Raw genomic sequence first — 12919 nt, 5'->3', positions numbered from 1 at the left:
ATTTTGCGTTTTTTTGCAGGTTAAATTTACAAATTATCCATCGTAACAGAAAAATAAAAGCAAACGTTTGCAGTTATTATAGTTAATTAGCGTTTTGTTGCCATTTTTCATTGTAATGAACATTCCATAGTTGATATCTGTTGGTTGCTAATTGAAGTTTTGTTGCAAAGTTTTTCCAATTTTTTTTATCGGGTTTTGTCCACAAAACTTCACTCAATGCACTCATACGGGGCAAAATCATGTATTCAACTTTAGTGTTGTATTTCATATATTCTGTCCAAACATTCCCTTGTGCACCTAAAATGTATTTTGCTTCATCAACACTTAAATTGTTGGGTATCGGATTATAACTATACACTTTTTGTACCGGTGTATAACCACCTATTGTTAAGGAATCTTCCGGTTTGTTTTGGCTGTGATCAAAATAACACCAGGCACCGGGCGTCATTATTACATTATGATGCATTTGTGCAGCTTCAATACCGCCTTTTTCGCCACGCCAACTCATTACCGTTGCATTGGGGGCAAGCCCTCCTTCCAAAATTTCATCCCAGCCAATAATTTGCCTGCCTTTACTGTTTAAATATTTTTCTATTCTATGAATGAAATAACTCTGAAGTTCGTGTTCATCTTTTAGTCCTTGTTCTTTCATTAATTGTTGGCAAAAAGGTGAAGCTTTCCAGTATGTTTTAGGGCATTCATCGCCACCAATATGTATGTATTTAGATGGAAATAAATCCATTACTTCATTTAAAACATTTTGTAAAAATTGAAAAGTATATTCTGAAGGGCAAAAAACATCATCGAAAACACCCCAACCTTGCTGAACTTGTTTACCGGTGGTATCGCCGCACCATAAATTTTTATTGGCGGGGGTAGGGGTATTCTTATCAGGAAAACAACTTAGTTCAGGGTAAGCAGCAATGGCAGCCGAGGCATGTCCGGGCATTTCAATTTCTGGAATTACGGTAATAAAACGATTAGCGGCATATTGTACAATATCTTTAATTTCTTGTTGTGTATAATAGCCGCCATAACGAATACAATCGTTTCCGGTGCCGGGTGCATGTCCGATAATTGTTCCGTTACGATAAGCCCCTACCGTTGTTAATTTGGGGTATTGTTTTATTTCTATTCGCCATCCCTGATCTTCTGTTAAATGCCAATGAAAAGTATTCATTTTATGCAGGGCAATTAAATCAATGTACTGTTTAATGAAATCAACAGAAAAAAAGTGGCGACCAACATCTAAATGCATACCTCTATAAGCAAACCGTGGTTCATCTTCAATTACAACTGCCGGAATTGTTAATGGTTTATTGGTTTTTACAGGTAAAAGTTGAATAAGGGTTTGCATTCCATAAAATGTGCCTGCATAACTATTGCCTGAAATGATTATGTTATGTGGGGAAGATTGAAAACTGTAATATTCCGGATTATTCGGTACTTGAATAAACTTTTTGGTTTGAAAAATTATACCTTCCGATTTTCTGTTTTTTTGAATGGGTAATTTAAAATGGTAATACTTTAAAAGATAATCATTGAAAAAATGCGCCGTGTTTAAATCGCCATCGTCTGTTACTATAATAGGAGTGTTAGTTGTTAATTTAAATGTTCCTTTTTTTAATTGTATGTTCGATGGTTCGGGTATAATGGATACTATGTTTTGCTGCGCTAACATGTTTTTCGAAAACAAAAAGCTTATGAATAACAATGGCAAGTATTTTTTCATAATCGTTAGTTTGGGTACTATATAATTAATAATTGGTTGGTAAAACAGCTTACTGATTATTAGGCAAAACAGGTAACAATAAATATGAATCATTATTGTAAATGCGAATATTTGCCTTTTTAAAATCGCTGTCTTTGGCATGATATATATCTACAAATTGTTGCGGATTTCTATCCACTAACGGAAACCAACTGCTTTGAATTTGCACCATTATTTTGTGACCCTTTTTAAAGGTGTGTGCAACATCGGGTAAAGTATATTGAACAATGGTTGGTGTGTTTGGCTTAAACGGTTCCGGTTTTTCAAAACTGTTTCTATAACGGCCTCGCATTACTTCGCCTCTAACCAACATTTCATAGCCACCCATTGGATAAGTAGATGAATTGTTGTATTCAAAGTCTTCCGGAAAAACATCAATTAATTTCACTACAAAATCTGCATCGGTTGTTGAAATACTAACGTTTAAATGTGCAGTTAATGGACCAGCTAAAGTTACGTCGTTGGTTAAAGTAGGTGTTTCATATACCAATACATCGGGACGAGTGGCAGCAAAACGTTGATCATCTGTCATGTATTCCCTGGTTCTATACTCATGCACACCATCTGTGTACGGTACCGGCTTTGCGGGGTCGCTGGTATATTCTGAAAATGAAATATTGAAAGTTTTAGCCGGCTCAAAACTCAATTTCCCATTTTGTTGTAAATAAAGTTTTGATGTTTGAATGTTAGCAGGCGGCCATACATTAAACTGATGCCACTTATTTTCCCCACTAAAAAATATATTAGCTTCTGCAATTTTATCAATGCTGCCGGTTCCTTTTAAATAATAATTGAAATATGGTATTTCAATATTGGTAGCATACCAATCAGCTGTGTTACTATCAAAATAAATGTTCCCTAAATGTGTACCATCACCGCTTGCCCATTGTCCATGATACCAAGGCCCCATTACTAATTTATTATTGTTTTTGGCTTTTAATTCTATGGCTTTGTATAAATTCCATGCGCCAAAGCAATCTTCTGCATCAAATAAGCCACCTACAACTAACGATGCAGTGGTTGGCAAAATATGTTGCATGAAGTTTCTGTCATTTCTTTCTTGCCACCATTGAGTATAGTTGGGATGATTCATTAAGTCATTCCAAAATGCTACACTATCACCTAATAATTTGGTTAAGTTAGGTAATGCACCTGTAGTTAAATAGAACCTGTAATTATCCTTAATGGGATAGTTAAAAGGGGTAGGGCCAACGGTAGTGGGTTTGGGTCGCGGCTTTCCGAAGGAAGAGTAAAAAGCGAATGCATCCATTGCAAAAAAAGCACCATTGTGGTGAAAGTCGTCGCCCATAAACCAATCGGTTACAGGGGCCTGCGGGCTTACTGCTTTTAAAGCAGGATGATTACTCAGTGCTGCCATAGCTGTGTAAAATCCGGGATATGAAATACCAAATACCCCTACGTTTCCATTATTATTTTCAATGTTGTGAATTAGCCAATCAATTGTGTCATAAGTGTCAGAGGCTTCATCCACATCATTCTTCGATTTTTTGTTGGGATTATAAGGTCTAATATTTACGAATTCACCTTCACTCATCCATTTACCTCTCACATCTTGTATAACCATTATAAAGTTTTCTTTCAGGTATGTTTTATAATGATTGCGCCAGAACTTTCTATATTCATGTTCACCGTAGGGTGCGCATGAATAGGGAGTACGTGTCATTAATATGGGATGTTTTTCGGTATTATCTTTCGGAATATATATGGAAGTAAACAATTTTATTCCATCACGCATAGGTATGTAAACTTCTTTTTTTATATAGTTTTGAACAATCCAAACAGAGTCGGCATTCTGGGCAATAGAAAATACGGGTAATAACAGCAGTAGTAATACAATTTTTCGCATGGCATATTAGGTTTATGAATTGTTTAAAAATAAAAAAGATTCTTCGAATGAAGAATCTTTTATGATGAGTGATTTATAACATATTAATCAACTTTTGTAACTTTCAAAACATTGGTAGGCAAATGTTGGTCAACCGGTGTACTGCCTGTATTTACAACTACATCATTGGTCTTAATAAATCCTCGTTCTTTTAAAATATTAATTTGATCGAAGATAATATCATCCAGGCTCTCTTCTTCACCATAATAAAAAGCACGAACTCCCCAACTTAAACTGAGTTGATTTACCAATGATCGTTCTTTAGTGAAAATATACAGTGGTGCTTTGGGTCTGTAACTGCTCAACATAAATGCGGTATAACCACTTTGTGTCATTCCAATTAAAGCTTGGGCGTTTACATCTTCTGCAATTTTACAAGCATTATAACAAACTGCATCGCTTAAAAAAGAAGGTGAGTGGGGTTGTGGTTTTAAATCCTCTTCACGGTTGTATCTATATTCCGTATTTTCTACTTCAGTGATAATTTTTCGCATGGTTTCAACTACCAACTTAGGGTGATTGCCGGTAGCGGTTTCACCACTTAACATAACGGCATCAGCACCTTCTAGTACAGCGTTAGCCACATCGGTAATTTCACTTCTGTTAGGTTTAACTCTGTCCATCATGCTTTCCATCATTTGGGTAGCAACAATTACAGGTTTAGCTCTGTGAATGCATTTGCGAATAATATCACGTTGAGCCATTGGTACTTTTTCAACTGGCAATTCAACACCCAAATCACCACGAGCAACCATTATTCCGTCAGATTCAATAATAATATTTCTTAAATCGGCAAGCGCGGAGGGCATTTCAATTTTTGCCATTACTTTAATCTTGCTCTTTTTTTCGTTAACCCTTCTTTTCAGGTCAATAATATCTTCTGCTTTTCTAACAAACGAAAGTGCAATCCAATCTAATTCATTGGCAACGATGAATTCAAAATCGGCAATGTCTTTTTCTGTCATAGCGGGTAATGAAATTTTAGTGTCAGGAAGGTTAACGCCTTTTTTGGGTAACAAAACACCGCCGTAAGTAACTTTAACCTTAACATCGCCATTAGCAGTAACCGAGTCAACTACCACTTCTATTTTTCCATCATCAATTAAAATTTTGTTTCCAACTTCTACATCATTATGCAGATTGGGATAGGAAACATAAATTTTTTCTTTTGTGCCAATTACTTTTTCCTTTGAGGTAAATGTAAGTATATCGCCTGCCTTAATTTCTAATCCGCCGTTTTCAATTTCACCAACCCGCAATTTAGGGCCTTGCAAATCGCCTAAAATGGCAATATTATAGGGTTGTGTTGCATTTATTTTGCGTATATGCTGAATTACTTCCAGCTTGTCTTCATGCGTGCCATGCGAAAAATTTAAACGGAAAATATTAACACCTGCTTGAACCAATTCTAACAATTTGTCATAAGTATTGCAGGCCGGGCCAACTGTGGCAACAATCTTTGTTCTATGATAAGCATGTTCAATACCTGCCTCTTTGTTCATATTGGTGTACAGGTATTTTTGAATGTTTTTTGACATATGGTAGGTTTGTTTGCTTAGCTAAATTTTATGATGCCAGAATTTTTACAATTTTCATCCATTCCTGGCCAATGGCTTGCCGTTCTTTAACGGCCATATCTAAAGGAGTATAATGTATTTTATTATTTATTACACCAACCATTACATTATGACGGCCAATCAGTAAACTTTCAACCGCATAATAACCCATATGGCTGGCAACTAAACGATCATGACAGCTGGGCGCCCCGCCTCGTTGAATATGTCCTAAAATACATACCCGAGTATCGGCATTGGGCACACGCTCCTTAATCACTTTTGCAATTTCTTCAGCACCGCCAAATTCTTCACCTTCAGCTACAACTATTAAGTTAACCAGTTTTTTTCTTTTTTCTTTTTCTGTTAAAGAATGAATGAGGGCTTCAATATCTGTTTTTGTTTCAGGTATTAGAATATTTTCAGCACCCGTTGCAATACCACTGTGCAAAGCAATGTAACCCGCATCACGACCCATTACTTCAACAATAAATAAACGGTCATGTGCATCCATTGTATCGCGAATTTTATCAATTGCTTCCACTGCAGTATTCACAGCAGTATCAAAACCAATTGTATAATCTGTACCCGCCATATCTTTATCAATAGTACCGGGTATGCCAATACAGGGAATATCAAATTCATTGGCAAATTTTTGTGCTCCTCTAAAACTACCATCACCACCAATAATTACCAATCCATCAATGCCATATTTTTTTAAGTTGGCATAGGCTTTTTTTCTGCCTTCCGTTTCAAAAAAATCTTTACTGCGGGCAGTTTTTAAAATAGTACCACCACGTTGTATAATGTTTGCAACACTTCTGCTATTCATGGGTATAATGTCATCTTCCAACATTCCATTATAACCCCGCATAATACCAAAAACCTCCAATCCATAATAAATGCCGGTTCTAACTACTGCTCTAATGGCAGCATTCATACCGGGGGCATCACCACCGGAAGTTAATACACCAATTTTTGTAACTTTTTTCTTCTCTGTCATTTTAAATTGAAAAATTATCGTCTAAGTATGATTTTTTTAATAATTTTTAAAGCACAATGCTTTTTCATTTGAAGATGCAAAAGTAAGTAATTAGCGGCATACCAACATCGAACCGATAAAGGTTTAATTTATGTTTCATATTGGCCAACTTTATTTGTTTCAATTGGGGGCTTAATAGCAGGGATAGTTGATTTTTGTCAAAAAAATATGCTTTACTTAAAACCATTTTTTTAAACTTATTTTACAGTACAACTTAACAGCGTTTTATTTGAAAAAAAGCATTATGAAAATTCTCATTACCGGTTCAAATGGCTTTGTTGGATCACATTTGGTGCAATATTTTTTGAATAAGAATATTGATTTTTTGGCAACCGGAAGCAGGCCAACATCCATTCATTCTTATAATTCCATCAATTATAGGATGATGAATATAACAGATACTACCAAAATCAATGAAACTATACAATGGTATTCTCCCACAATTATTCTGCATGCTGCGGCATTGAGCAAACCCGATGAATGTCATATTAATCGTGAATATGCCATAGAGGTGAATGTTTCGGGAACTGATAGGTTATTACAAGCTGCCCAAAAATTATCACATGCTGTACACTTCATTTATATTTCTACTGATTTTGTGTTTGGAGAAGGTGGACCGCATTGTGAGGATGACCCTAAAAATCCACTTAATTTTTACGGCACTACCAAATTAATGGCTGAACAAATTGTTATGGAAAGCGGATTGCCCTATTCAATTATTCGACCCAGTTTTATTTATGGAAGCTCAATAAATGATGTACGAAAAGATTTTCTACACACTATTTTGCAACAAGTGCAAAAAGGACAGCCTGTTAACATTGTTAACGACCAGTTTCGAACTCCAACCTATATCAATGACCTTTGTTTAGCTGTGCATAACATTATTCAAGAAAATATTACAGGCATTTTTCACATTTCAGGCAGTAATTATTTAACTCCATATCAAATGGTTTTAAAAATGTTGGAATTACTGAAAATGCCCAATACACTTGTTACACCAGTAACCGGTGAAAATTTTAAAGAACCTGTTATGCGTACAAAAAAAGGTGGATTAAATATTCAAAAAGCCCAAAGATTGTTTCAATTTGAACCCACCGATTTTTCAAAAGCTTTGAAACTTATATTTATTGGTGCTAAATAAATATTAATATTTCTTCATTTCCGACAATAAAATAGGTATATTTAATACAATTTTGTAAATTGTAATGTGAACATTTACTTAATAGCGAAAAATTAAGTTTTATGGCTTCCCCTTTTCAAAAATACTATGCGCTAAGGGTAAAAAATTTGTTTAATAACTTATATGAGGTAGAATTGACTTCAAGCCATACAGCTTTACATGATTTAAGAATAGAATTGAAAAAATTTAGGACAATTATTCATTTTTTAAAAACAGTTTATCCCAAACATCGAATTAAAAAAGCCATTAAATTAATAGAATCTATATTCGATGAAGCGGGAACTTTACGTGAAATGCAATTGTTACAGCAATGGCTGCAACAAAGTAAAATGCCGGAATTGGAAACCATTTTAGGTTTAGAAGGATCAATAATTTATGCACAGCATATTTTTTTGCAACACATTCCTAAACATAAACATACCTTGCAAAAGGTAATTGATGTATGCGGACCCTTGGTGGAAGAAACCAATGCATTATTGCCTGAACAGTATATGCAGAAATTAAAAGTTGAGTTGTTAGAACAATTAAGAAAAAATATAGCTATTGAAGAATGGCACGATTACAGAAAAAAAATAAAGCGATGGATGAATGCTATTCGATGGGTTAATTCAGAAAGCGATGAAATGGAGGAAGTAAACTTTGCTTATTTTAATCATTTACAAGAAGCTATTGGTAATTGGCATGATTTGATAATTATTGAAGATTATTTTGCAGCCATTCAAGCCCAAAAAAATATTGATAAAGATTTGCAACAACATTTAAGTGCAGCGCAATTAGTTTTATATAGTAACTTACAACAGCGCGAAAAACAAGTAAGGCACCTGCTACAACAGCAGATGCCGGTTTCAACTGGTAAATAAAAAATTAGTTTTTTAAAGGCAAAAAAACTTCTGCCAACATACATCTTGCACTTCCCCCACCATTTTTTTCGATTGTATTGATATTGGAGTGAATAATAGTATTAAATGAATTGAGTTCTTCAATTTGCTCTTTAGTTAAACTTTCATAAGCCTGGCTTGACATTACTAGAAATTTATTCCCTTTTTCATTCATTACCTGTAACATGTTGCCTGCAAAATGTTCCATTTGTTCAAAACTAATTGGAATAATTTTTTTACCGGTTTGTTGAATAACTTCTTCAACTTTTTTTCTTTCATCGTTATTGGTAATACTATCTAAACAAATTACAACATACTTATCTGCTACGCACATCATAACGTTGGTATGATAAATGGGCATATTATTTTTGTCGTTTGCATGAAATTCTAGAATGGAATATCCCATTTTTTCACTAAAAATTTTTAAAGCATGTTCGTTTGTTCGGGGTGATAAACAGGCATAAGCAATTTTATGCTCACGATCTAATACCATACTACCAGTTCCTTCTAAAAATTGATGATGATTTTCTAAGTAGGATAAATCTATTTGATGCCGGATACTAAATTTTTTACTGATTGCATGTAAAACCCCCGGCTTCCTTTCCAATCGTCTGTTAGGTGCAAACATGGGGTATAATACAATTGTACCATTGCTATGAAAAGAGATCCAATTATTGGGGAATATTGAATCGGGTGTATGCGGTTCAGGTGTATCTTCTACAATGGTAACATCAATACCATGCTGTATAAGTTTTTCAGCGAAATGATTAAACTCATTAGCAGCTCTTATGGCAACTGCGCTATCCGCTTCTTTTTGTTGAAAAGCATTATTCACAGCTGTTTGTTCATTAAATGTAAAACGAACAGGTTTTATCATTAAAAGATGATTCGTATTTTGCATAGTTCAATTAATTTATTTGTTCGCGTAACAAGGGCATACTCATACAATGAAATCCTCCTCTGGCTCGTGATAATTCGGCTGATGGCATTAGAATTAAAGTGTCATTAATATCAGAAACTTTTATTTCACCGGCAACCAGTTTAGGTATTAATTCTTTAGCATGAATTACATTGAAACCCGCGGTTTTAAATGCTTCAGCTGTTTTGTCATTTCTATCATATCCTAAAACAACACCTTCTTTTAGGGCTAATAAATTGCACGAGTCAGTCCATTGTTCTCTGGCACTGTATGGAAATTCATTGTTCCCTGAAAAAATAATCTTAATGTCCTCTTCTTTGCAATGAAAATCGGTTTTACTTATGTCTATCAATAATTCTTCCAAACTATCAAAGTGTGTGCTATTATTGGGATCGGATTTTTTGAATTGTTTAATTTTTATTTTCTCTTCTTTTTTTAATTCTAATGTTCTTTCAATCATGTCTTCATCTTCATGCAAAACTGCTTTTTTTGAAAAATTACCCAACATCACCCAAACATTTCGTTTTACCTGTGTAAAAACGGTATCAATATGCATGTAATCACGTTTTTTGGGAATTTTAATAATGGTAACTTTTTCCATTAAGTTTTTTTCAAAAACAGTGTGTGTAATTCTTGCAGCAGCTTCAGCCGATGTACGTTCACTTACACCCACCAATAAATGATTGTTGCTGATAACCATAATATCGCCACCCTCCAAAGTAATTTTACGTTCATCCTCTTCTTTGGGTAATAGTAAATTTTGATAGGAATCTGTTAACTCTATGATGTTGTTGCGATAATCTTTAAAAAATGGGTGATTAAAAAATATGTATTTAGCTAATAATGCTTCACGTGTACGTGCTTTTTTCGCAGGCTTATTCAATAATACATGATCTTTTATAGTTATGCCAATATCGCGTGTAAAAATAAAATTAGGAATTGGTGCGAACAGCATTTCTTTGTTTTTAGCGGCCCCGCTTATAAATGTTTTGGCAAGTGAAGCGGCATCATATTGCATCAATGTATTTTGTGTATTAAACGTACAACCTTCTATTGCGCAAACGGAAGCAACCAAGCTGTGTTTTATTGAATCATTCATTAAAATTTCAGCTAACAACCACTCCAGCTCAATAACTTTATCAGAGCGAAAAAAGTCAGGATGTTCCGGCTTATAAAAGTTTCGGTTATTTTCTTCTGCATCAATGGCCGGAATTTTATTTTTTACTTTTTCCGGATCTAAAAACAGTAGAAGAATTTTAGTATAATAATCATACTCTTCTTTTCGAATTGTATTTAAGTGAACAATATCTTCAAATAACCAATCTTGAGCTTTAGAGGGCACTACTTTTCCCAATCCGCTGTCAGGGCTATGTACCAATAATCGTTTTAAAGTGCCAATTTCAGAGTTAACAAATAAAGCATTATGATTTTGCATATATAAATAGTTTAATATGAATAATAATAGTTGTTGCGCTTTTATAATAGCAACAAAAGAAATTAATTTAAAAAAGAAAAAAACTAAAAGAATAATTTTAGTAAAATACAGGTGAAACCAAGCTAATGATCGGGCATTGGGTTTAACCCACGATACATCCATGCAAAGTGCAGCAAATAGGGTAGTATAGTGTAATTATGTATAACCATTTGTGCGCAATTTACAACTTTCCCTCAAATGGATCAATTCCCTTTAAAGTTCCTGTTGATTTTATGGGTATAAAACGAACAAACATATCTTCTTTATACCAGTTTTCTTTTCTTGTTTTTGTAATTACTTCTTTATGAAATGGCTGTGCATAAGCAAATTGTCGCATCGCATCTTTTGATTTCCATATACTTAGCGTTGCACCCCGATACCAGGGAATTTCACCTAACCCAACAGATAAGATTAATCCAGGTGAATGCTTCAACTCCATTGAAACATTATTTACATGCTGCCAAAAACGTTTGGCTTTTTTTGTAAAAAGCGTAGCTCGTGTTAACACGGCAATAGGCCCATCATAATCTGATTTTGGCGGAAGTTTACCCATACAAAGTTTGCCATCCCAAGTGCCGTGGCCTTCAATAGGTTGCAAAGCAATTTGCAGTATTTCACATCGAAAAGTTTTCCACCAAAGCGTTAAAAATTTTCCTACCTGTTTATTGCCTATGTTTTGATGCTTTGAAACAGTTAATACAGCCCATTGGCGCCAATCGGCTTGCAAATCAAAACTTCCATTTTTACCACAACCCATTAATTTATAAAAATGAATTTGTTTGTTAAAACTTAAGGGTATTCGGAAAACTGCCATTGAAAGTAAACCGAAAAAAGCAAATTTTTTTGGGTATCTTACAATGTGTAAAAAGCAAATCATAGGCCGGCCGGTTATAACATTTATTGATTGTATTTGCTATTAAAGTATAATTGTATGCTAAAAAAATTATCATAAATTATATAACATGCTGATATTAGTTACTAACATACACTACTTATTAAATGTTCGGCAAAGTAATGAATTGCTTAGGGGTAAACAAATGCAGCAATTACCCACAATTGAAAATGCCTATTTAGTAATTAAGAATGGTATTATTGAGGAAATGGGTAGCATGAACAATGTACCGGAAAAGCATTTTGATGTTGTTTATGATGCGAAACATGCTTCTGTTTTACCAACTTGGTGCGATAGCCATACCCATATTGTTTTTGCCAAAACCCGTGAACAGGAATTTGTTGACAAACTGCACGGATTAAGTTACGCCGATATTGCAGCACGAGGAGGCGGAATTTTAAACTCTGCAGCCGCCTTGCAAGCTACCTCCGAACAACAACTTTATGAAGCAGCAAAGAAGCGTATTGAAGAAGTAATGCAATTAGGTACTGGAGCAATTGAAATTAAAAGCGGGTATGGATTAACTGTTGCTGATGAAATAAAAATGCTACGCGTAATTCAACAATTAAAAGCATCATTACCAATACCCATAAAAGCAACATTTTTAGGGGCTCATGCAATTCCCTTAACGCATAGAAACAATAAACAAGGTTATATAGAATTGGTTATAAATGAAATGTTACCCATAATAGCTAAAGAACAATTAGCTGATTTTGTAGATGTGTTTTGTGAACATAACTTTTTTTCAGTAACAGATACGGAAATTATTTTAGAAGCCGCATATAAATACAGTTTGCGTGCAAAAATACATGCCAATCAATTATCTGTAAGTGGCGGAGTAGAAGTGGGGGTAAAACACAAAGCCCTATCAGTTGACCACTTAGAAGATATGAACGAAAAGTCCATACATGCATTAGCCAATTCTAATACAATAGGTACAATTTTGCCAACTGCTGCATTTTTCTTACGTATGCAATATGCACCTGTTCGAAACATGTTGAATGAGAATTGTGCTTTAGCCTTGGCATCAGATTATAATCCCGGTTCATCGCCCAGTGGTAATATGAATTTTGTAGTTGCATTAGCTTGTATACAAAACGAATTCTTACCTGAAGAGGCAATTAATGCAGCAACAATTAATGGTGCATTTGCAATGAATATTGAAAATGAATTGGGTAGTATTACTGTTGGTAAAAAAGCAAACTTAATCTTCACCAAACCCATACCGTCAGTTGCTTATATTCCCTATCATTTTGGTACGCCTGTAATTGATAAGGTTATGATTAATGGAAATTGGATATGAT

10 protein-coding genes are annotated in these 12919 nt (G+C 34.5%); 3 read left to right on the top strand and 7 right to left on the bottom strand.

Annotated elements, in window-relative coordinates:
* Positions 1-82 precede the first annotated feature (82 nt).
* The 4 genes from LX80_RS02155 to pfkA all read right to left on the bottom strand — a co-directional run bounded on the left by LX80_RS02155 (position 83) and on the right by pfkA (position 6233).
* Positions 83-1732 carry a beta-N-acetylhexosaminidase gene (locus tag LX80_RS02155; RefSeq protein WP_111293550.1) on the bottom strand — a complete coding sequence of 550 codons (1650 nt, stop codon included), beginning with the start codon at positions 1730-1732 and terminating at the stop codon, positions 83-85.
* Between the two features lie 49 nt (positions 1733-1781).
* A complete protein-coding gene (locus LX80_RS02150) occupies positions 1782-3638 on the bottom strand; it encodes a CocE/NonD family hydrolase (RefSeq protein WP_111293378.1) in 1857 nt (618 codons plus the stop codon).
* A gap of 83 nt (positions 3639-3721) precedes the next feature.
* Complete coding sequence (pyk, locus tag LX80_RS02145) at positions 3722-5215, bottom strand: pyruvate kinase (protein ID WP_111293377.1); 1494 nt, start codon at positions 5213-5215, stop codon at positions 3722-3724.
* A gap of 28 nt (positions 5216-5243) precedes the next feature.
* Complete coding sequence (pfkA, locus tag LX80_RS02140) at positions 5244-6233, bottom strand: 6-phosphofructokinase (RefSeq protein WP_111293376.1); 990 nt, start codon at positions 6231-6233, stop codon at positions 5244-5246.
* A gap of 283 nt (positions 6234-6516) precedes the next feature.
* Here pfkA and LX80_RS02135 point away from each other — a divergent pair, with 283 nt between their 5' ends.
* Positions 6517-7413 carry an SDR family oxidoreductase gene (locus LX80_RS02135; protein WP_111293375.1) on the top strand — a complete coding sequence of 299 codons (897 nt, stop codon included), beginning with the start codon at positions 6517-6519 and terminating at the stop codon, positions 7411-7413.
* A 101-nt stretch (positions 7414-7514) separates the two neighbouring features.
* Positions 7515-8312 (top strand): CHAD domain-containing protein, encoded by a 798-nt coding sequence (locus tag LX80_RS02130; RefSeq protein ID WP_111293374.1) that lies wholly within the window; start codon positions 7515-7517, stop codon positions 8310-8312.
* A 4-nt stretch (positions 8313-8316) separates the two neighbouring features.
* Here LX80_RS02130 and ctlX read toward each other — a convergent pair whose 3' ends face one another.
* The 3 genes from ctlX to LX80_RS02115 form a co-directional block, all read right to left on the bottom strand.
* Positions 8317-9231: a citrulline utilization hydrolase CtlX gene (gene ctlX, locus LX80_RS02125; protein WP_111293373.1), complete on the bottom strand. Its 915-nt coding sequence runs from the start codon at positions 9229-9231 to the stop codon at positions 8317-8319.
* Between the two features lie 7 nt (positions 9232-9238).
* The gene (locus LX80_RS02120; RefSeq protein WP_111293549.1) at positions 9239-10684 is read right to left on the bottom strand and encodes an arginine deiminase family protein; all 1446 of its coding nucleotides are present in this window, start codon (positions 10682-10684) and stop codon (positions 9239-9241) included.
* Positions 10685-10904: 220 nt separating this feature from the next.
* Entirely contained in the window at positions 10905-11537 is a 633-nt protein-coding gene (locus tag LX80_RS02115) for a spheroidene monooxygenase (protein ID WP_245897927.1), read from the bottom strand.
* Between the two features lie 148 nt (positions 11538-11685).
* On the opposite strand from LX80_RS02115, the gene hutI reads away from it, so the two are divergent.
* Positions 11686-12918: an imidazolonepropionase gene (hutI, locus tag LX80_RS02110; protein WP_111293371.1), complete on the top strand. Its 1233-nt coding sequence runs from the start codon at positions 11686-11688 to the stop codon at positions 12916-12918.
* Position 12919 lies beyond the last annotated feature (1 nt).

The sequence above is a fragment of the Hydrotalea sandarakina genome (assembly GCF_003254115.1).
Taxonomy (GTDB): domain Bacteria; phylum Bacteroidota; class Bacteroidia; order Chitinophagales; family Chitinophagaceae; genus Hydrotalea; species Hydrotalea sandarakina.
This window is presented reverse-complemented; position numbering and strand designations above follow the sequence as displayed.

What these genes read in the sequence shown, in the direction of transcription:
- LX80_RS02120 (WP_111293549.1), bottom strand. Translation starts at nt 10,684, where the DNA reads ATGCAAAATCATAATGCTTTATTTGTTAACTCTGAAATTGGCACTTTA.
- pyk (WP_111293377.1), bottom strand. Translation starts at nt 5,215, where the DNA reads ATGTCAAAAAACATTCAAAAATACCTGTACACCAATATGAACAAAGAG.
- ctlX (WP_111293373.1), bottom strand. Translation starts at nt 9,231, where the DNA reads ATGCAAAATACGAATCATCTTTTAATGATAAAACCTGTTCGTTTTACA.
- hutI (WP_111293371.1), top strand. Translation starts at nt 11,686, where the DNA reads ATGCTGATATTAGTTACTAACATACACTACTTATTAAATGTTCGGCAA.
- pfkA (WP_111293376.1), bottom strand. Translation starts at nt 6,233, where the DNA reads ATGACAGAGAAGAAAAAAGTTACAAAAATTGGTGTATTAACTTCCGGT.
- LX80_RS02155 (WP_111293550.1), bottom strand. Translation starts at nt 1,732, where the DNA reads ATGAAAAAATACTTGCCATTGTTATTCATAAGCTTTTTGTTTTCGAAA.
- LX80_RS02130 (WP_111293374.1), top strand. Translation starts at nt 7,515, where the DNA reads ATGGCTTCCCCTTTTCAAAAATACTATGCGCTAAGGGTAAAAAATTTG.
- LX80_RS02115 (WP_245897927.1), bottom strand. Translation starts at nt 11,537, where the DNA reads ATGGCAGTTTTCCGAATACCCTTAAGTTTTAACAAACAAATTCATTTT.
- LX80_RS02135 (WP_111293375.1), top strand. Translation starts at nt 6,517, where the DNA reads ATGAAAATTCTCATTACCGGTTCAAATGGCTTTGTTGGATCACATTTG.
- LX80_RS02150 (WP_111293378.1), bottom strand. Translation starts at nt 3,638, where the DNA reads ATGCGAAAAATTGTATTACTACTGCTGTTATTACCCGTATTTTCTATT.